Below are 18,404 nucleotides of genomic sequence, written 5' to 3'. Positions count from 1 at the left end.
GGCTGGGCACTTCGTCCTAGGACCTTAGAGTGGACCGCGTGACGGCGGACCGAGACGAGATCCTGCAGGCGGTGAGCTCCGCCGTGCTCGCGGTCACCCGGCACCTGTCGGTGCGGGAGGTGCTGCAGGTCATCGTGCGCTCGGCGCAGCGGCTGCTGGACGCCCGCTACGCGGCGCTCGGCGTGCCCGATGACGACGGCTCGTTCGCCGAGTTCGTCGCCGAGGGCATCACCGACAAGCAGTGGGACGCGATCGGCCCGCTGCCCCGCCAGCATGGCATGCTCGGCGCGATGCTCCGCGACGGGGTCCCGGTCCGGCTGCCCGACCTGCGCGAGGACGAGCGGTTCGAATACTGGCCGAAGGCGCATCCGGTGATGAAGGACTTCCTCGGCGTCCCCATCCTCGACGGCCGCCAGACGCTCGGCATCATCTTCCTGGCCAACAAGCGCACGCCCGGCGGTTTCACCCAGGCCGACCAGGAGCTGCTGACGCTGTTCGCCGCGCACGCGGCCATCGCGCTGACCAACGCGAGGCTGTACGAGCGGGGCCGCGAGCTGGCCATGCTGGAGGAGCGCAACCGGATGGCGCGCGACCTGCACGACGCCGTCACGCAGAAGCTGTTCTCGCTCCGGCTCACCGCGCAGGCCGCCGCCGCGCTGGTGGAGAGCGCCCCGGACAAGGCCGCCGCCGAGCTGGAGCGGGTGCAGCGGCTGGCCGGCGAGGCGCTGGCGGAGCTGCGCGCGGTGATCGTGGAGCTGCGCCCGGCGGAGCTCGACCGGCACGGGCTGTCGGAGACGCTGCGCAAGCACGTGCGCATGCTCGACCGGCTGCACCCGGCCTCGGTCAGCTACGAGTGCGCCGAGGTGCCGCCGCTGGGCTCGGAGTCGGAGGTGGTGGTGCTGCGGGTGGCGCAGGAGGCGCTGCACAACGCGCTCAGGCACTCCGGCGCCTCCGAGGTGGCCGCCAAGCTGTCGCACGAGGGCGGGAGGCTGGTGCTGACCGTGCACGACAACGGCAGCGGCTTCGAGCACGGCGAGACCCGGGGGCTCGGCCTGGTGTCGATGCGTGACAGGACCGAGTCGGTGGGCGGGCGGATGAGCGTCGAGTCCGCCCCCGGCCGTGGGACGACCGTACGCGTGGAGGTGGACGTGTGATCCGGGTGCTGATCGCCGACGACCATCCGGTGGTGCGGCAGGGGCTGCGCACCTTCCTCGACCTGCAGGACGACATCACGGTGGTGGGCGAGGCGGCCGACGGGGAGCAGGCCGTCGCCCTGGTCGGCGAGCTCGCGCCCGACGTGCTGCTGCTCGACCTGAAGATGCCGGTGCTCGACGGCCTCGGCGCGCTCGGCAGGCTGACCGGCGCGGCGACCCGGGTGCTGGTGCTGACCTCGGTGAGCGACCGGTCCGACGTGGGGCCGGCGATGCGCGCGGGCGCGTCGGGGTTCCTCTACAAGGACGTCGACCCGACCGCGCTCGTGCAGGCCGTGCGCGCCGTGCACGAGGGCCAGGTGCTGCTGGCGCCGGAGGCGGCGGAGGCGATGCTCAACGGCGGCGGCTCGGGCGTGCCCACGTCGGTGCCGCTGACCGAGCGCGAGCGGGAGGTGCTGGCGCTGATCGCGGCGGGCCGGTCCAACCGGGAGATCGCCCGCAGCCTGGCGGTCGCGGAGAAGACGGTCAAGACGCACGTGTCGAACGTGCTGATGAAGCTGGGTGTGCAGGACCGGACCCAGGCCGCGCTCTACGCGGTCCGGCACGGCCTGACCTGATCAGCGTCCCTGCTCGTTCCTGACCGGCTCGAAGATCGCGTGGTGCGCGGCCACGACGGCGCGGCGCACGGCGCGGTCCAGCTCACGCAGGGCGGCCCCGGCGTCGGCGAGCTGGCCCGCGGTGAGCCCGCGCTCCTCGGCCAGCCGCAGCACCGCGCCGAGCCGCGTGGCGAGCGCCGACACGCGGTGGGCGCGCCCCGGATAGCCGGGGGCGAGCTCGCCGCCCTGCCCGACGTGTTCGGGGCGGCTCTGCGCGGGCCCGCCGACGGACGTGAGCGCCTGCGTGGCCGACCGCATGGCCTCCGACAGCTCCCGTTCGGCCTCGGCCACCGACGGCAGGTCCTGCCGGGCGGGCCCGGTTTCCTGTACGTCCAGCCGTACGCCGACATAGGACGACCCGCGCAGATCGAGCGACGGGACCAGGCCGAGACACCGGTCGGGCAGCACCGCGATGACGGCCTGCCCGGCGTCGACCGCGGCGGAGTTGAACGACGGCGGCCCGGACAGCCCGAGCGGGTCGCCGGGCGCCGGGAGCGCCAGGCGGAGCTCGGCGAGCCGGTCGGCACGCAGGTTTGCCAGGTAGCGGCGCAGCGGCACCTCGCCGGCGACGGTAGGCCCGCCGACGGCTTCGACGTGGTCGACGGCCTCGTCAAGACCGACATGACCGGCGAGCCAGGCGTTCCCCCAGGCGACGAGCGCGGCACAGACAGGCGATTCAGGGTGCACCGATCCACGATAAGCGCTCGCCCTGCAATAGGTTTGTCCCAAGGGTCACTCCTGGAGGAGGAACGGGGATGGGTGGTCAGGTGCTGCGGTTCCAGGATGTCGCCTACAGGCGCGACGGGGCGACCCTGCTACGCGGCATCGACTGGACGGTCGAGGAGGACGAACGCTGGGTCGTGCTCGGGCCGAACGGGGCGGGGAAGACGACGTTGCTGCAGGTGGCGGCCACGCTGCTGCATCCCAGCGACGGGGTGGCCGAGGTGCTGGGGGAGCGCATCGGCGTGGCCGACGTGTTCGACCTGCGCCCGCGCATCGGGCTGGCCAGCTCCGCGCTGGCCGAGCGCATCCCGCCGGACGAGAAGGTCATCGACCTGGTCCTCACCGCCTCCTACGCGCTGCTGGGGCGGTGGACGGAGGAGTACGACTCCAACGACGTCACGCGGGCCGTCGAGCTGATCGACATGATGGGCGCCGCCCACCTGATCCGGCGGCGGTTCGCCTCGCTGTCGGAGGGTGAGCGCAAGCGGGTGCAGATCGCCCGCGCGCTCATGCCCGACCCGGAGATGCTGCTGCTCGACGAGCCGGCGGCCGGGCTCGACGTGGGCGGGCGCGAGGACCTGGTGCGGCGGCTGTCGGTGCTCGCGGGCGACTACCGCTCGCCCGCGCTGGTGCTGGTGACGCATCACGTGGAGGAGATCCCGGCCGGGTTCACGCACGGGCTGCTGCTGCGTCACGGCTCGGTGGTGGCTCAGGGGCCGCTGGAGCACGTGATGACGGCCGACAACCTGTCGCAGACGTTCGGCGTGCCGCTCGCCCTCGACCGCAGCGCCCAGGGCCGCTGGTACGTCAGGCCGTACTAGCGCAGCGCCTCGACCGGCTCCAGCCGGGCCGCCCGCAGCGCCGGGTAGAGCCCGGCCAGCAGGCCGACCAGCGCGCCCGCGACCGGCGCGGCCAGGGCGAGGCGGACGTCGAGCAGCGGCGTCCAGCGCTGGACGGCCGACACGGTGACGACGGCGGCGACGCCCACGCTGGTCCCGATCACCCCGCCGGCCAGCCCGACCAGCGTCGACTCCAGCAGGAACTGGCCGGCGACGTGCCTGCGGGCGGCGCCGAGCGCCCGGCGCAGCCCGATCTCGGGCACCCGTTCCATCACGGTGACGAGCGTGACGTTGGCGATGCCGACCGCGCCGACCACCAGCGACACCAGGCCGAGGACGAGGAACAGGCCGTTGAGGTCGTTCTGGACGCCGTCGCGGGCCCGTTCGGGGCTGGGCGGCTTGACGACCTGGAGCAGGGCGTGGTCGGCGGGGCTGAGCGCGAGCGGGGCCTGGCGGGCGACCAGGTCGGCGGCCCCGAGGTCGGTGGCGACCAGCACGCGGGTGACGTCGCGCAGCCCGAACTCGGCGCCGGCCGTGGGCGGCACGATGACGGCGCCGGTCAGGATGCGCTCCCGCTTCAGGTCGCCGACGACGCCGATGACGCTGTAGGGGCGGCCGTCGACGAAGATCGCGGGCTGTCCGTCCAGGCCGCTGATGCCGAGCATCCGCGCGGCCTGCTCGCCGAGCACGGCCACGCGGTCGCCGCGCCGCACGTGCCCGGCGTCGAAGAAGCGGCCCCGGACCATCCGGCCCCGGGCGGCCTGCGGCAGGCTCGGCGTGGCGGCCACGACGGCGAGCGACTGGCCGGTGATCCGGGTGGGGTCCACCAGGGCGTTGGCCGTCACCGTCAGGTTGGAGCTCTCCTCCGTCTGGGCGATCGCGGTGACGGCGGCGACGCCGCGCAGCCGGGTGAGCTCATCGGCGGCCTCCCAGGTGACCAGCGGGTCGTCGTCCCGCGGCACCTCGACGGTGAGCGCGGTCGCGGTCAGCTCGTCGAACCGGCCGACGATCTGGTTGCCCGCCGTGCCGGCGACGCCCAGCGTGACGACCAGCGTGGCGATGCCGATCACGGTGCCGAGCGTCGTCAGGGCCGAGCGCAGCGGACGGGCCAGCACGCCGGCGAGGGCCTCCGTCCAGAGATCGCGCGGATCCACCCGTTCACTCCTCCGTCAGGATGCCGTCGGTGATGCGCACCCGCCGTCCGGCACGCGCGCTCACCTCGTCCTCGTGGGTGATGACCACGATCGTGTGCCCCTGCTCGCGCAGCTCGTCGAGCAGGTCGAGGACCAGGGCGGTGTTGCGGCTGTCGAGGTTGCCGGTGGGCTCGTCGCACAGCAGCAGCGAGGGCCGCCCCATCAGCGCGCGGGCGATGGCGGCGCGCTGCCTCTCGCCGCCCGACAGGCGTCCGGGCATGAACCCGGCGCGGTGCGTCATCCCCACCCGCTCCAGCGCCCGTTCGGCGCGCCGCCACCGGTTGCGCCGGTCGCCGCCGTACACCTCGGCCAGGGCCACGTTCTCCAGCACGGTCCGGTGCGGGAGCAGGTGGAACGCCTGGAACACGAAGCCGATCCGGCTGCCGCGCACCCGGGTCCTGGCGCCGTCCTTCAGCGTGGTCGTCTCGATCCCGTCCAGCCGGTACGACCCCGAGGTGGGCCGGTCGAGCAGGCCCAGCGTGTTGAGCAGCGTGGACTTGCCGGAGCCCGACGGGCCCACGACGGCCACGTAGTCGCCCTTCGCCACGCTCAGCGACACCCGGTGCAGCGCCCGCACGGGCGGGTCGGCGGGGAACTCCCGGCTGACGTCGGTGAGCCGGATGACCGGGTCATCCATCGCTGACCACCACCCGGTCGCCCTCCTTGAGCGCGGCCGCCCGTACCGGGGTGATCTGGACGGTTCCGTGCGCGGTGAGCCCGGTGCGCACCTCGACGTCCTGGGCGCGGTCGGGGGCGCTCTCCACGCGCACCCGCGCCCGGCCGTCGGCCGAGGTGACCACCGCCGTGACGGGGACGGTCAGCACCGCGCTCCTGGTCGAGCCCACGGCGATCTTCACGGTCACCGGCGCGCCCACGGCGGCGCGCAGGCCCTTCGCGGCGGCGGGCGTGATGAGGACGGGCACCGTGCCCACGCCGGGCTCCGCGTCCGCGGCCTTGTCCACCCGCGCGCCGGGGCCCTTGGCGGTCAGCCGCGCCCGGTACGCGCGGCCGTCGGACAGCTCGACCACCGCGGCCATGCCGGGCTTGAGCAGCCTGCCTTCGGCCTCGCCGACGGAGCCGGTGACCATGAACGCGGTGTTGGTGACGGTGGCCACCTCGTCCTCGACCCGTTCGCCGGCCCGCGCCTCGGCCTTGTGCAGCCGGGCGGGCAGTTTCGGGAGGAACACGATCTCGCCGGGCGGGACGCTGACCCCGTACGTCCTGCGGTACTCGGCCAGCGTGGCCCGCGCGCTCGCCACGTTCCGGCGCCCGTTGGCGATCTTCAGGCGCAGCGGCGAGGTCTCCTTGGCGCGCTTCAGCGCCTGGCCTGCGGTGAGCACGGCCTCCTCGGCGGTCCTGACGGCCTTGCGGAGCTCCGCCAGGCGCGCGTCCCTGGCGGTCGCGGCCTCCTCCAGGAAGAGGTCCACGGCCCGCCGCGCCGACTCCAGGTCCCGCTCGGCGTTGGCCGCCTTGAGCTCCAGCAGCCGCCTGTCGTCCTCGGGCTTGGCCGCGCCGAGCGCCTGGCGGGCGGCCAGCAGTTCCTCTTCGGCGGCGCGTACGGCCTGGTGCAGGGCATCGAGCCTGCCCTCGTCCGCGGGGGTCGTCTCCGCCTGCTCGGCCTCGGCGAGCGCGCTCTCGGCCTCGGCCAGGTCCTGGCGGGCGTGGTCAAGCGCGACCTTGAGCGGCCGCACCTCGCGGCCCGCCTCCAGCGCCTTGCGGTCGGTCAGCAGCGTCTCCTCGGCGGTCTGTACGGCCTGGCGGAGTTGGTCGAGCGTCTGCCGGGCGGTCAGGTCGGGTTCCTGGGCCCGGTAGCCCTTCCTGGCGTACCAGCGCCGGACAGCCGAGGCGGTGGCGGCGTCGAACACCCCGGTGGCCGCCGTGCCGTGGCCGAAGCGCCGCAGCGCCCGCTGGAGCTGCCGGACGTCGGCGCCCTCGGTGCCGGGGGCGATCGTCCGGTGCATCGGCACCCTGCCTTCGAGCGCGAACACCGGCCGGCCGTTGACCTCCATCAGGACCGACCCCTCGGCGAGCCGGCCGGGACGCGGGGCGCGGGTGACGCGCTGCGCCTCCGCCGAGCCGCCGACCGCCCCGGCGAGCGTGACGGGCAGCGGCGAGCCGTACTCCAGGGTGCCGCTGACCGCGACGGTGCTGGTCAGCTTCTGCCGCCGCACCGGCGCGGTCACCAGCGACGGCACGGGCGCCTGGCGGGCGGCGGCCTCGTCGGCGGGGGAGCGCAGCCGGGAGCCCACCGCCCAGCCGGCGCCCGCGATGACGAGCACGCCGGCCAGGACGCCGCCCAGCACCCGCCGGGGACGCCGGGTCACGACCGCTCCAGGGCGAACTCCTCCAGCATGCGGCGGTCGATCTCGGTCTTCTTCGGCTGGTAGGCCGCGTAGAAGTCCTTGCCGCACTCCAGGTCGTCCAGTGCCGCCTTGATCTCCTTGTCCAGGTGCGGCCTGGCCTGGTCGGCGGTCATCTCCGGGATGATGATCGCGTTCTCGTTCTTGGACCCGGCCATGCCCGGCTGCTGCTCGCGGCCGATCTCGGTCATCTCGTCCTGGAACCGGTCAGGCCCCCGCCGGGCCAGGGCCGAGGGCTTGGCCGAGGCGACCGCGTAGCCCTTGCCCTTGAGGCAGTCGCCCATGGCGGCGGCCAGGTCCACCAGGCCGGGGTCGCCGTCGATCTCGCGGGCCACGTTGCGCTTGACCGTCTGGGCGCCCTGCTTGAACAGGTCCATCTTGCTCTTCACGTCCTTGCCGAGGGCCTGCTTGGCCGCCTTGGCGTAGCAGGGGTCCAGGGCCGCGTAGTAGGCGCCGGTCTGGGTTTCCGACAGTGAGCTGATGATCTTGTCGTTGGGGTTCGAGGGGCCCGCGTCTCGGGGCATCGTGCCGGGGCCGTTCGGGTAGACGATGCTCGACCAGACGCCGAAGCCGTACTTGGCCCGGTGCGCCTTCGTGGCCTCGTAGTCGCCCGAGTCCCGCCTGCGTTCCTCGTCGGTCACCGTGGCGGCCGGGGGGACGTAGGGGACGTACTCGAAGCCCTTCTGCTTCATGCAGTCGGCCAGCACGGTCTGGAGCTGACGCTGGCGGTCCTGGGGTGACGGCTGGGCCGCCTCGGGCTGTGCGGCGGGCGTGCTTCCGCAGGCGGCGAGCGCCAGGGTCAGCAGGGCGGCGGCGGCGAGTCGTCGGTGCACGGTGAGCTCCTTGCGTTCGAGGGCATGGCGAACCGGGCGCGCGTCGCGGGAGCGACGCCGCCTGGGGGAGTGGAGGGGGTCAGAGCACGGCGTGACGGCGCCCGCGATGCGGCATCGCGGCGGCGACCAGGGTCAGCGTGAGGAGCACGATCCAGTGGACGGCGTCCTGGCGGGTCTGCGCGGCCAGGTTCTCGAAGAGGATCGCGAGGGCGGGCAGCAGGTAGGCGCCGGCGGCGATCGCCCACCGGTGGTCGCCCGTGAGCCGGCCCGCCCAGGCGGCCCCCGCGAGCAGGGCGGACTCCAGGGCGACCCGGGCCACGACGGGCACGGACCCGCCGCCCAGCCCGCCGCCCACGTCGAGCCAGGCGGGGTCCGCGCCCGCGAGCACCGGCGCCGCCGCCACCCAGGCCCACGACCTGGCGCGCACCGGCTCCCGCCGCAGTGCCAGGACCGCCAGCCCGGCGACCGCCACCAGGTACGAGACGGCCGGGGCGATCGGGCCGCCGGTGCCGTACAGCGCGGGGGCGTCCCAGAGCGGATCGGGGTAGACGGGCAGGATCGTGTGGTCCAGCACCGGACGGCCGTGGGTGATGCCCCAGACCTTGACCCCGGCGGCGGCGACGAGGGGGAGCGCGAGCAGCACCCGGCCGCGCAGCACGGCCAGGAAGGCGGCGGCCGACACGGCGACCCACAGCGGGACGCGCCCCGCGTACGGGACGAGCGTCGCGAGCTGGATCAGGGTGAGCACGGTGACGCCCAGGTGCAGCCCGTCCGGCCAGGCGCGTCCGCGGGCGGCCTGCGTGAGCCGGGTGCGGGCGCCGGCGACGAGCAGGGCGACCGCCTCCCGCGCCGGGGGCAGCCGGCGGCCGGGCTCGGTGCTCTCCAGCAGCACGTCCAGCAGCTCGCCGCCGTGGTCGGACCGGTAGCCGTGCGGATAGGCGCGCAGCAGCAGCCGGTACTGGCGTTCCAGCGTCGTCATGCCAGGGCCGTCCCGATGACGATCGAGGCCGCCTGGCGCAGGCGCAGGGCCTCGGCACGGAGCTGCGTGCCGCCTTCCTCGGTGAGCCGGAAGTAGCGGCGCCTGCGGCCGTCGACGGTCTCCTCCCGGTCCAGGACGACCAGGCCGCCGGCCGCCAGCCGGTCCAGCGCGCCGTAGAGCGTGCCCACGGGGAGTTTGACCCGGTGCTCGGAGAGCGCCAGGACCGTCTTGATGATCGCGTGCCCGTGCTTGGGGCCGTCGAGCAGCGCCGCGAGCACGAAGTACGCGGGCTCGCTGAGCCCACGTGATCCTTCAGCCATGACGCAGGACCATACTTCGGCTCGCGAAGTATGGTCAACCGGAATCGATCAAAACGGTCACGGAACGGCGAAACCAAATATCATCAACCGAGTCGCGCTATATCGGCTTCGGAGCGTCGCCATGACCACGCAGCAGCTCATCGTCGCCCTCGTCGTGGTCGCGGTGGTGGGCTTCGGCCTCGCCCGGACGATCCGCATCATCCCCCAGGCCACGGCCGCCGTCATCGAGCGCCTGGGCCGCTACCACCGCACGCTGACCCCGGGGCTCAACCTGGTGGTGCCGTTCATCGACCGCATCAAGGACCTGATCGACCTGCGCGAGCAGGTGGTCTCGTTCCCGCCGCAGCCGGTGATCACCTCCGACAACCTCGTCGTCTCCATCGACACCGTCATCTACTTCCAGGTCACCAACCCCAAGGCCGCCACGTACGAGATCGCCAACTTCCTCGTCGGCGTCGAGCAGCTGACCGTCACGACCCTGCGCAACGTCGTCGGCGGGATGGACCTGGAACGCACGCTCACCTCCCGCGAGGAGATCAACACCGAGCTGCGCGGCTCCCTCGACGAGGCCACCGGCAAGTGGGGCATCCGGGTCAACCGGGTCGAGCTCAAGGCCATCGACCCGCCCGCCTCCATCCAGGACTCGATGGAGAAGCAGATGCGGGCCGACCGGGACAAGCGCGCCGCCGTGCTCACCGCCGAAGGGCAGCGCCAGGCCGCCATCCTCGCCGCCGAGGGCGACAAGCAGGCGGCCGTCCTGCGGGCGCGCGGCGACGCCGAGGCCGCCGTGCTGCGCGCCCAGGCCGAGGCCGAGGCGGAGGCGATGCGGGCCAAGGGGCAGGCGGACGCGATCGGCATGGTGTTCAAGGCCATCCACGAGGGCAACCCGGACCAGCGCCTGCTCGCCTACCAGTACCTGCAGACCCTGCCGGAGATCGCCAAGGGCGACGCGAACAAGCTGTGGATCGTCCCCTCCGAGATGGGCAAGGTGCTGGAGGGCCTGGGCGGCCTGTTCTCCCCCCGCGACCCCGACAAGCCCGCCTGAGCCCCACCCTCGGGCGTTGTCCCAGGAAGGCGCCCCTCTAGGCTCTGGTGGCACGAACGGCCGGGTCTGGAGGGTCAGCGTGACAGTGTGGGAAGTGGTCGCCGTGTGGGCGGCCGGGGTGGCGGCCGGTGCGATCAACGCGGTTGTCGGGTCCGGGTCGCTGATCACGTTCCCCACGCTGGTGGCGGTCGGGATCGACCCGATCGTGGCGAACGTGTCCAACAACGTCGGGCTCGTCCCCGGCTCGTTCACCGGCGCCTACGGCTACCGCGCCGAGCTGCGCGGGCAGCGGGCCAGGCTGGCGCGGCTGGGCGTGGCGTCGGCCATCGGCGCGGCGGCCGGCGGCGTGCTGCTGCTCTACCTGGACCCGGACGTGTTCAAGGTCGTCGTGCCGGTGCTCATCGGCCTGGCGTGCGTGCTGGTGGTGCTCCAGCCGAAGCTGAACGGCTGGCTGGCGGCCCGGCGCGAGCACGCGCACCCGCACGGCGGGATGGCGCTCTGGCTGGGCGTGCTGGGCGCGGGCATGTACGGCGGCTACTTCGGCGCGGCCCAGGGCGTGCTGCTGATCGGGCTGCTCGGCGCGTTCCTGGACGAGGGACTGCAACGGGTGAACGCGGCCAAGAACGTGCTGTCGCTGATCGTGAACGGCACCGCCGCCGTCCTGTTCACGCTGATCGCCGAGGTCGACTGGTGGGCGGTGCTGGCGGTCGCGCTGGGCGCGATGCTGGGCGGCTTCCTGGGCGCCAAGGTGGGCCGCCGCATCCCGGCCCCGGTGCTGCGCGGGGTGATCGTGGTGGTGGGAGTCGTGGCGATTGTCAAACTGGTGTACGGATAAATTTCGGGCTTTGTGGGTATAAATCCGTACATGAAGGGTGATCGGGTGGAGATCGTCATCGACGCGGGCGGCACCCCGCGTACCTACGAGGTCGCCGCCACCCGGGCGGGCCGCCGGGTGGAGGTGGCCACGCGGCGGGGGCTCGTCGAGGTGAGCGAGGTCACCCGCAGCGGCACGGCCATCCGCACGGCGCGGTTCATGTCCAGCCGCATCCTCGCCCTGGTGGAGCACCCCGCCGACGAGCAGTAGCGTCAGCGGAAGTCCGCCACGTGATCGGCCGCCCACTGCTCGAACGGCAGCGCCGGCCGGCCGATCAGCCGCTCCACGGTGGGCGTGACCTCCTCGGGCTCGTCCACCAGCCGCCCCCACGCCTTCAGCGCGCCGTCGACGAACGCGGCGTCGCCCCAGGCCGCCATCAGCGCCTCGCGGGCCTCCTGCGGCTCCTGGTCCTCCCAGCGCACCTCGCGCCCGACCGCCCGCCCGATGACCGCCACCTGCTCGGCCTGCGTCAGCCTGGTCGGCCCGCTCAGCGTGTAGGCGGCCCCGTTGTGGCCGGCGGAGGTCAGCACGTGCACGGCGACCGCCGCGATGTCCTTCTCGTGGATCAGCGACCTGGACGCCTGCCCGTACGGCCAGCGCACGACACCGGTCCTGATCTGGTCGGCCCAGCCGAGCGTGTTGGCGGCGAACCCGCCGGGCCGCAAGAACGTCCAGTTGATCCCCGAGCCCCTGATCAGCCGCTCGACGTCGGCGTGGAAGGTGGGCGTGCCGGCGGGGACGTTCGCCGACAGGTAGACCACGCGGCGGGCGTGCGCGGCGACGAGGTCCACCACGGGCCTGGCCGCCTCGCCGGAGAAGCCGGGCCACACCAGGAACACGCTCTCCACCCCGGTGAGGGCGGGCGCCAGGGTCTCCGGGGCGGTGAGATCGCCCTTGACCGCCTCCACGCCCTCGGGCAGGTCCGCCCGCCCGGGATCACGCACGAGAGCGCGTACCCGCAGGCCCGCTCCCGCGAGTTGCGCCACCACATGTCTGCCCACGTTGCCGGTCGCACCGGTTACCAGAATCATGTGACCGACGATAAAATCTCAAGTGGACTTCAGGTCAAGCTCGGCCGCACCTGCACGGTGCCGTCACGGCGTACCCGGCTGTCGAACATCGGCGCGGGCGCCGTCGCGGGCCCGTGCCGCACCGAGCCGTCGTCCAGCCGGAACGTGCTGCCGTGCCACGGGCACACCACGCACGGCTCGTCGCCGTCCATGACGATCCTGCCCTGGTGCAGCGGCCCGGCCAGATGCGGGCACCGGTCGACCAGCACGGTGACGGCGTCGTTGCGGCGCAGCACGAACAGCTCGATGTAACCCAGCCGCCGCGAGACGGGCCTGCCCTCCGGAAGGTCGGTCAGCAGGCACAGATCATGCCAGCCCAGCGGCACTAGGTGGGTGACCTGCGGGGCGTGGTTGGCCCCGGCGGCGAGCCGGTAGGCCAGGTGCCCGCCCAGATAGCCGCCCAGCGCCCCCATCCCGAGCCCGGCGTACGACAGCGCCCGGCCGGCCTGCTCGCGTCCGCGCATCCTGGCCAGCAGCGAGGCGGAGAACAGGCCCAGCGTGGTCACGTTCGCCAGCATGTGGATGAAGCCGACGCGTTGCTGCTCGATGTGCAGCGACGACCAGTCGGTCATGCCCGCCGCCGCCGTCGGCAGGGAGGTGGCGATCCCGGTGGCCAGCAGCAGCCGCACCGCCCGGGGATCGGCCTTCGCCGCGTCGAGCAGGGTGGCGGACATCCAGCAGCCCAGCGTGACCGTGGCCAGCGGGGGATGCACGGGTTTGCCTGTCGGCACCCCGTGCAGCAGGTCACGCAACAGCCCCGGGCGGATGCGCGCGCGCACGGCCTTGGCCAGCCCTCTGATCGGCCTGTCCATGGACTTGGACCTCTCGAGCCGATCGGTCAGGTCGATCGGCCCCACGAAACGCCGCAACTGCCGACGTCTCGCCCGAACTGTCTCTTTCACGGCATTCCCCTACCCCAGCCTTACCGGCATCACTCGGGCAGGTGGCCCCGGGCGACGGAGAGCTCGACCAGCTCGCGGGCGTACGCGCCCAGCGTGGGCGCGCCTTCCTCGATGATCCGGACCTTCTCCAGCACCATCGCCGAGGTCACCTTGAACAGCTGCCAGGTGCCGCCCTCGGTGTGATGGTTGGCCAGGATCGGCGCGAACCTGTCGAGCGCCTTGGCGAACCTCGCCTCGGGCGTCTCCCTGGCCTCGAACTCGTCCCACAGCTCGCGCAGCCGCGCCCCCTGGTCGCCGGGCAGCAGCGCGAAGATCCGGTCGGCGGCCTGCCGCTCGGCCTCCGCCTGCGCGGCCACCGCGACGGGGTCGTAGATGAACGTGTCACCCGCGTCGATCTCGACCAGGTCGTGCACGAGCAGCATCGCCGTCACGCGCTGCAGGTCGGTCCCGGGCGGGGCGTGCTCGCCCAGGACCATGGCTAGCGTGGCCACGTACCAGGAGTGCTCTGCGTCGTTCTCCCGCCTGGAGCCGTCCATGAGCAGGTTGCGGCGGATGATCCGCTTCAACTTGTCGATCTCGACGGCGAAGGCGATCTGTGTGTTCAGGCGGTCCTCTTCTGGTGCGATAGTCACGCGCGACACCCTAATGTGCGGTGATCACCCCAGTTGGCAAAATACTTACCGGAACTCCGTTGAACACTGCGTTACCGGACAGAATATCCAGGGTGGACGCGTCGGTCAGCACGTTGGCGCTGACCCCGGCGTGCTCGGCCGCCACGCGCTGGCCGCCCCCCGTGTGCCCCCAGCCGTGCGGCAGGCTCACCACCCCCGGCATGATCGTGTCGGTCGGCTCCAGCGTCACCGTCAGCCGGCCCGTCGCCGAGCGCACCTCGGCCTCGTCGCCCAGCCCGAGCCGGGCCACGTCGGCCGGGTTGATCTGCAGCGTGCACGTGTTGCTGCCGCCCACCAGCGGGCCCACGTTGTGCATCCAGCTGTTGTTGGAGCGCAGGTGCCGCCGCCCGATCAGCACCAGGTCGGGCGGCTCCGACTCCAGCCCGGCACGCAGCCGCTCCACGTCCCCGAGAATCTCGGGCGGGGCCAGCTCGACCAGCCCCGACGCGGTGTTGAGCACCTCGTCCAGGCGCGGCTCCAGCGGCCCGAGATCCAGCCCGTGCGGATGGTCCAGCAGCTTGCGCAGCGACAGGTCCCCCTCGCCCGACCACTCGCCGTAGGGCCCGAGCCTGAGCATGAGGTCCAGCCGCAGCTCCGCGCCCGTGTCGCCGTCCAGCGCGGCCCGCAGCTCCGCCACGTCGCGCCCCTCGACCCCGGAGCCCGGCGTGCCGACCGCCCTGGCCAGCGTCTGCCCGATCACGAACTCGTCCAGATCGCCCTCCAGCCCCGAGGCGATCATGGTCAGCCTGGCCAGGATCTCCGCCTCGGACGGCCGCCCGTCCAGCGGCAGCGCCGGCGGCGAGTAACGCGCGTAGTTGCGCACCGCGAACCCCAGCAGCGCGAAGTCGTAGTGCCCCGACTGCAGCACGCGCGGCGGCGGCAGGATGACGTGCGCGTGCCGGGTGGTCTCGTTCAGGTACGGGTCCACGCTCACCATGAAGTCGAGCCCGGCCAGCGCCTCGTCCAGCCGGGACCCGTGCGGCGCGGACAGCACCGGGTTGCCCGCCACGGTGACCAGGAACCGGATCTGGCCCTCGCCCGGCGTCTCGATCTCGTCGGCGAGCGTGGCCACCGGCAGCTCGCCGTTCGCCTCAGGCAGCCCGCGCACCCGGCTCCGCCACCGGCCCACCGTGTACGTCCTGCGCCGGCCCGCCGAACCCGTGGCGGGCTTGGGGAACATCGCGCCGCCCGGCCTGTCGAGGTTGCCGGTGAGCACGTTCAGCACGTCCACCAGCCACTGCGCCAGGGTGCCGAACTCGGCCGTGCAGGTGCCGATCCTGGCGTAGACGGCAGCGGCCGGGGCCGACGCCAGCTCCCTGGCCAGCCGTACGATCACCTCGGCCGGCACGCCGGTGCGGCGGGCGACGGCCTCGGGCGGGAAGTGCTTGACCGCGTCGCGCGCCTCGGCCAGCCCGTTGACCCGCTGCCGCACGGCCGTCAGACCCTCGGCGAACAGCGTGTGGGCGATCCCGGCCAGCAGGTACGCATCGGAGCCCGGCCGGACGAACACGTGCTCGTCGGCCAGCGCGGCGGTCCTGGTGCGGCGCGGATCGACCACGACCAGCCGCCCGCCCCTGGCCCGCAGGGCCTTGAGCCGGCCGGGGAAGTCGGGCGCGGTGCAGAGCGAGCCGTTGGACTCCAGCGGGTTGGCGCCCAGCATGAGCAGGTAGCCGGTGCGGTCCAGGTCCGGCACCGCGACGGTCATCGGATGGCCGAACATCAGCCCGCTGGCCACGTGCTTGGGCATCTGGTCCGCGGTGCTGGCGGAGAACACGTTGCGGGTGCCCAGCGCCTTGATCAGCGGCGTGCCGTAGAGCGTCCCGGCCATCGTGTGCGCGTTCGGATTGCCCAGGTAGACGCCGGTCGCCTGGCGGCCGTGCGCCGCCACCACCCGGTCGAAACCCTGCTTCACGGCGGCGAACGCCTCGTCCCAGCCCGCCTCGCGCCACACGTCGCCCTCGCGGATCAGCGGCCTGCTCAGCCGGTCCGGGTCCTCGTCCAGCTTGCCGAGACTGGCGCCCTTGGGGCAGATGAAGCCCTTGCTGAAGGGGTCGTCGCGGTCGCCGCGCACGCTCGTGACCCGGCCGCCGTCGTCGAGGGTGAGCGTGAGCCCGCAGACGGCTTCGCACAGCGGGCAGGTCCGGTGGACGGTCGAGGTCATCGCCACTCCTGAGTTCGTCATCTGAACTCATCTTCACCCGTACGCCCTCCGCGGGGAAGGCCCGTTCCGCATGCTCGTTCGGTGGCGCGTCGTTCGGTGCAGAGGGCGTTGGGAAGCCCCGGAGCCCCCGCGGTCCCCGGGGCCTCGTACCGGCGTCCGCCCCTTGGCCCCGGGCGGACGCCGGAGCCTCAGCCCGGCTGCGGCAGCGCCAGCCGCCGGCTCAGATCGGGCGGCTCCTCCACCTCGCGCACATCGCCGCGGAGGCCGGGCCGGAGCGCTTCCCACGCGCTGCGGCCGAAGAGCCGGTCGAGCCCGGGGGAGACGGCGCCCGGCAGCTCGTCCCGCCGGACGATCTCCACGATCACCAGGTTGGCCCGCTCCCGGTGCCGGTGCACCGTGACGCTCCTGGCCCAGCAGGCGGCGGCGATCTCCTCCGCGTACGCCCCGAACTCCTCGGCGCTGATGCCGGCCCTGGTCAGGATCAGCGCCTTCTCGCCCGTGGTGGTCGGGGTGATCCACAGCACCAGGGGGATCCGGCCCGCCCTGGTGTGCATGGTGGTCTCCAGGCAGGTGCGTTGCAGCCGGTGCCGGGACACCACGCACCAGAAGTGCGCGGTCAGCCAGCACCGGCCGGCCCTCGTGGCAGCCGGCATGGAGACGGCGCTGGTCAGCAGGATGAACGGCAGCCAGCTGCCCTCCTGTGCGGCTCCCAGCGTGGTCAGCGCGAACAGCGCGAGTGCGGCGGCCAGCAGCAGCTCGCTGCGGGCGCGCCAGAGCCGCACCAGCGGCCCCGCGCCGCGCGCGGCCGGCAGGTCCTCGTTGGCCGGGAAGATCTGGTTGCGCGGGTTCCTCGGCATGTCAGGACACCTCCTCCGGCACTTTGAGCGCGATCCTGAGCTGGTCGAAGCGTGGGTCGCGGTAGCGACGGGCGCCGAAACCGGTCCTGGTCACGGTCCAGCCCCTGCGCATGGCGAACTCGTCGGGCTCCCAGCAGATCTCCCTGTCGGCCCAGGCGATGTGTTCCAGGAGCCGGGACTTGATTCGACCGAGTCCCTTGGTACCTTGTGAGTACATAGAAGACCCCTTTCGCGGCATTACTCGAGGTGGCTTCTTTCCGCCGGACTGCAGGCCGATGACGGCCGCGTCGCAGGGTGGCAGCCCTTGATGCGGCGGGCGCGTACGTTGGCCTCGGTCCGGCATTCGCTGTGCTCTGATGAGCGATGACGGCGGCGATTCTTCAGGCGAGTGCGAGATCCCTCCGGCAGGCGGCCTCCCTGGGGCGGTGATTCGAATCCGGGACGGCGACGTTGCCGGTGTGGCGGCCTGAGCCGCTTTCAGCGAGAAGGTGAACCTTCCTGGGACGATCGTCCTCCCGCCCCTGCCCTGCTGCAATACCTTTCGCAAGAAAGATTGGAATTTCTTCGCAGATTGTGCGACGTCTTGCGGTGCACAGGTCAATGCAACTTGCACGCAATAAGCGCGGGCGCATAGAGGCGCGGAATGGGTTGATGAACACGGCGAACACGGCCCCCGGCTCCTTTCCCCTGAGGAGCGTTGCTTGCCTCTACGCTCTACCCATGTCAGCCTTCTGGCAAGGCCTCGCGGCAGTACTCGTGCAAGTTGCAGTGTAAGATTAAGAGAACGGCCCAGAACGGCGGGCTCGAAACGATCCCTTCCGGCTACACCTTCATTCCCGGCAAGGAGAGTCGACGGTGCCATCGAAGCAGGGCAGCCCCACCGTCCGCAGGCTGAGACTCGGCCAGGAGCTGCGCCTCCTGCGCGAGCGGCGCAGTTTGACCGGCTCCAAGGCCGCCCACGAGCTCGGCTGGTCGCCCAGCAAGATCAGCCGCATCGAAGCGGCCAAGACCATGCCCAGCACCGAAGACGTCAAGGCGATGGCCAAGCTCTACGGTGCCGACGGCGACAAACTTGAAGAACTCTTCGGCTTGTTGCGAGACGCGGACCAGCGTGGGTGGTGGGAGGATTACGAAGACGCTCTGCCCGAGGAATACACAAGATTCCTCGGGTTGGAGGCGGAGGCCACTTTTCAGCGCAACTGGGAACCCCAGATCGTGCCCGGCCTCCTACAGACCGAGGACTACGCGCGAGAGGTCATCCTGGCCGTCCGCGGCATCGTGCGCATCACGCACAGCGGTGTCCGGAGCCGGGTCGAGGCCCGCCTCGACCGTCAGCGGCTGGTCATGCACCGGGCGGATCCCTGCCAGATGCGCTTCGTGCTCGACGAGCCGGCCCTGATGCGCCGATTCGGCGAGCCCTCGGTGATGCGAGAGCAGATGGAGCACCTTCTGGAGCTGTCCCTGCTGCCGCACGTGAGTGTCCAGGTGCTGCCGATGGACGCGCTCCATCCGGTCAACACCGGGGCGTTCATTCACCTGAAGTTCGCGGAGTTCGACGATGTGGTCTACCTGGAGCAGCTCTATACTGCACACTTCGTCGAAGATCTCGAACGGGTGGCTGGTTACGAGACCGCCTTCGAGCACATCAGGTCGCAGGCGCTTGACGAGGACGAATCACGCGTGCTCATCCAGCGCAAGGCCATGATGTGGCGGGGCTAGCGAAAAGAACAACATCAAGGGGCAATGGCGCCCCTTTACCCATTTGGGGAG

The 18,404-nt window shown here is 72.4% G+C and carries 20 protein-coding genes; 7 read left to right on the top strand and 13 right to left on the bottom strand.

Annotation, left to right across the window (positions count from 1 at the left end):
• The first annotated feature begins 38 nt into the window (after window positions 1-38).
• Together AB0J53_RS02170 and AB0J53_RS02165 are read left to right on the top strand one after the other, a co-directional pair.
• Complete coding sequence (locus tag AB0J53_RS02170) at window positions 39-1,154, top strand: GAF domain-containing sensor histidine kinase (protein WP_364167948.1); 1,116 nt, start codon at window positions 39-41, stop codon at window positions 1,152-1,154.
• Window positions 1,151-1,768: a response regulator transcription factor gene (locus AB0J53_RS02165; protein ID WP_364167947.1), complete on the top strand. Its 618-nt coding sequence runs from the start codon at window positions 1,151-1,153 to the stop codon at window positions 1,766-1,768. Before AB0J53_RS02170 ends, AB0J53_RS02165 begins: the two co-directional genes overlap by 4 nt.
• On the opposite strand, the gene AB0J53_RS02160 is transcribed toward AB0J53_RS02165, so the two are convergent.
• The gene (locus AB0J53_RS02160) at window positions 1,769-2,494 is read right to left on the bottom strand and encodes a hypothetical protein (protein ID WP_219509561.1); all 726 of its coding nucleotides are present in this window, start codon (window positions 2,492-2,494) and stop codon (window positions 1,769-1,771) included.
• 68 nt (window positions 2,495-2,562) lie between these two features.
• Here AB0J53_RS02160 and AB0J53_RS02155 point away from each other — a divergent pair, with 68 nt between their 5' ends.
• Window positions 2,563-3,351 (top strand): ABC transporter ATP-binding protein, encoded by a 789-nt coding sequence (locus AB0J53_RS02155; protein WP_219509562.1) that lies wholly within the window; start codon window positions 2,563-2,565, stop codon window positions 3,349-3,351.
• Here AB0J53_RS02155 and AB0J53_RS02150 read toward each other — a convergent pair.
• From AB0J53_RS02150 to AB0J53_RS02125, 6 genes are all read right to left on the bottom strand, one after another.
• Entirely contained in the window at window positions 3,348-4,523 is a 1,176-nt protein-coding gene (locus AB0J53_RS02150) for an ABC transporter permease (RefSeq protein ID WP_364167944.1), read from the bottom strand. The genes AB0J53_RS02155 and AB0J53_RS02150 overlap by 4 nt on opposite strands.
• A gap of 4 nt (window positions 4,524-4,527) precedes the next feature.
• On the bottom strand, window positions 4,528-5,199 hold the full coding sequence (locus AB0J53_RS02145; protein WP_219509564.1) for an ABC transporter ATP-binding protein: 672 nt from the start codon (window positions 5,197-5,199) through the stop codon (window positions 4,528-4,530).
• Window positions 5,192-6,886: a peptidoglycan-binding protein gene (locus AB0J53_RS02140; RefSeq protein WP_364167942.1), complete on the bottom strand. Its 1,695-nt coding sequence runs from the start codon at window positions 6,884-6,886 to the stop codon at window positions 5,192-5,194. The genes AB0J53_RS02145 and AB0J53_RS02140 overlap by 8 nt, the downstream gene beginning before the upstream one ends.
• Window positions 6,883-7,755, bottom strand: coding sequence for a hypothetical protein (locus AB0J53_RS02135; protein ID WP_364167940.1), 873 nt, complete (start codon window positions 7,753-7,755; stop codon window positions 6,883-6,885). The genes AB0J53_RS02140 and AB0J53_RS02135 overlap by 4 nt, the downstream gene beginning before the upstream one ends.
• A gap of 79 nt (window positions 7,756-7,834) precedes the next feature.
• Window positions 7,835-8,734: a hypothetical protein gene (locus AB0J53_RS02130; RefSeq protein WP_364167938.1), complete on the bottom strand. Its 900-nt coding sequence runs from the start codon at window positions 8,732-8,734 to the stop codon at window positions 7,835-7,837.
• On the bottom strand, window positions 8,731-9,054 hold the full coding sequence (locus tag AB0J53_RS02125) for a PadR family transcriptional regulator (RefSeq protein WP_219509567.1): 324 nt from the start codon (window positions 9,052-9,054) through the stop codon (window positions 8,731-8,733). The genes AB0J53_RS02130 and AB0J53_RS02125 overlap by 4 nt, the downstream gene beginning before the upstream one ends.
• Before the next feature lie 121 nt (window positions 9,055-9,175).
• Between AB0J53_RS02125 and AB0J53_RS02120 the strand changes: the two genes are divergently transcribed.
• The 3 genes from AB0J53_RS02120 to AB0J53_RS02110 all read left to right on the top strand — a co-directional run bounded on the left by AB0J53_RS02120 (window position 9,176) and on the right by AB0J53_RS02110 (window position 11,183).
• Entirely contained in the window at window positions 9,176-10,099 is a 924-nt protein-coding gene (locus AB0J53_RS02120; RefSeq protein WP_364167936.1) for an SPFH domain-containing protein, read from the top strand.
• A 79-nt stretch (window positions 10,100-10,178) separates the two neighbouring features.
• The gene (locus AB0J53_RS02115) at window positions 10,179-10,934 is read left to right on the top strand and encodes a sulfite exporter TauE/SafE family protein (protein WP_364167934.1); all 756 of its coding nucleotides are present in this window, start codon (window positions 10,179-10,181) and stop codon (window positions 10,932-10,934) included.
• Window positions 10,935-10,964: 30 nt separating this feature from the next.
• Entirely contained in the window at window positions 10,965-11,183 is a 219-nt protein-coding gene (locus tag AB0J53_RS02110; protein ID WP_357584728.1) for a hypothetical protein, read from the top strand.
• 2 nt (window positions 11,184-11,185) lie between these two features.
• Here AB0J53_RS02110 and AB0J53_RS02105 read toward each other — a convergent pair whose 3' ends face one another.
• The 6 genes from AB0J53_RS02105 to AB0J53_RS02080 all read right to left on the bottom strand — a co-directional run bounded on the left by AB0J53_RS02105 (window position 11,186) and on the right by AB0J53_RS02080 (window position 16,851).
• Window positions 11,186-12,004: an NAD(P)H-binding protein gene (locus AB0J53_RS02105; protein ID WP_364167932.1), complete on the bottom strand. Its 819-nt coding sequence runs from the start codon at window positions 12,002-12,004 to the stop codon at window positions 11,186-11,188.
• A gap of 29 nt (window positions 12,005-12,033) precedes the next feature.
• Window positions 12,034-12,855: a Rieske 2Fe-2S domain-containing protein gene (locus tag AB0J53_RS02100; protein ID WP_219509572.1), complete on the bottom strand. Its 822-nt coding sequence runs from the start codon at window positions 12,853-12,855 to the stop codon at window positions 12,034-12,036.
• Between the two features lie 119 nt (window positions 12,856-12,974).
• Window positions 12,975-13,586: an HD domain-containing protein gene (locus tag AB0J53_RS02095; protein ID WP_219509573.1), complete on the bottom strand. Its 612-nt coding sequence runs from the start codon at window positions 13,584-13,586 to the stop codon at window positions 12,975-12,977.
• A gap of 1 nt (window position 13,587) precedes the next feature.
• Entirely contained in the window at window positions 13,588-15,798 is a 2,211-nt protein-coding gene (locus AB0J53_RS02090; RefSeq protein WP_364167929.1) for a molybdopterin-dependent oxidoreductase, read from the bottom strand.
• 167 nt (window positions 15,799-15,965) lie between these two features.
• On the bottom strand, window positions 15,966-16,634 hold the full coding sequence (locus AB0J53_RS02085; RefSeq protein ID WP_364167927.1) for a hypothetical protein: 669 nt from the start codon (window positions 16,632-16,634) through the stop codon (window positions 15,966-15,968).
• 1 nt (window position 16,635) lies between these two features.
• Window positions 16,636-16,851, bottom strand: coding sequence for a hypothetical protein (locus AB0J53_RS02080; RefSeq protein WP_219509575.1), 216 nt, complete (start codon window positions 16,849-16,851; stop codon window positions 16,636-16,638).
• A gap of 638 nt (window positions 16,852-17,489) precedes the next feature.
• On the opposite strand from AB0J53_RS02080, the gene AB0J53_RS02075 reads away from it, so the two are divergent.
• Window positions 17,490-18,353, top strand: coding sequence for a helix-turn-helix transcriptional regulator (locus AB0J53_RS02075; protein WP_219509576.1), 864 nt, complete (start codon window positions 17,490-17,492; stop codon window positions 18,351-18,353).
• The last annotated feature ends 51 nt before the right edge of the window (window positions 18,354-18,404 follow it).

It is taken from the genome of Nonomuraea sp. NPDC049725, from assembly GCF_040674795.1.
Lineage (GTDB): Bacteria > Actinomycetota > Actinomycetes > Streptosporangiales > Streptosporangiaceae > Nonomuraea > Nonomuraea ceibae.
This window is presented reverse-complemented; position numbering and strand designations above follow the sequence as displayed.

Coding starts and splice junctions, on each gene's coding strand:
- AB0J53_RS02120 (WP_364167936.1), top strand. CDS start 9,176: ATGACCACGCAGCAGCTCATCGTCGCCCTCGTCGTGGTCGCGGTGGTG.
- AB0J53_RS02130 (WP_364167938.1), bottom strand. CDS start 8,734: ATGACGACGCTGGAACGCCAGTACCGGCTGCTGCTGCGCGCCTATCCG.
- AB0J53_RS02080 (WP_219509575.1), bottom strand. CDS start 16,851: ATGTACTCACAAGGTACCAAGGGACTCGGTCGAATCAAGTCCCGGCTC.
- AB0J53_RS02100 (WP_219509572.1), bottom strand. CDS start 12,855: ATGGACAGGCCGATCAGAGGGCTGGCCAAGGCCGTGCGCGCGCGCATC.
- AB0J53_RS02085 (WP_364167927.1), bottom strand. CDS start 16,634: ATGCCGAGGAACCCGCGCAACCAGATCTTCCCGGCCAACGAGGACCTG.
- AB0J53_RS02125 (WP_219509567.1), bottom strand. CDS start 9,054: ATGGCTGAAGGATCACGTGGGCTCAGCGAGCCCGCGTACTTCGTGCTC.
- AB0J53_RS02155 (WP_219509562.1), top strand. CDS start 2,563: ATGGGTGGTCAGGTGCTGCGGTTCCAGGATGTCGCCTACAGGCGCGAC.
- AB0J53_RS02105 (WP_364167932.1), bottom strand. CDS start 12,004: ATGATTCTGGTAACCGGTGCGACCGGCAACGTGGGCAGACATGTGGTG.
- AB0J53_RS02090 (WP_364167929.1), bottom strand. CDS start 15,798: ATGACGAACTCAGGAGTGGCGATGACCTCGACCGTCCACCGGACCTGC.
- AB0J53_RS02145 (WP_219509564.1), bottom strand. CDS start 5,199: ATGGATGACCCGGTCATCCGGCTCACCGACGTCAGCCGGGAGTTCCCC.
- AB0J53_RS02110 (WP_357584728.1), top strand. CDS start 10,965: ATGAAGGGTGATCGGGTGGAGATCGTCATCGACGCGGGCGGCACCCCG.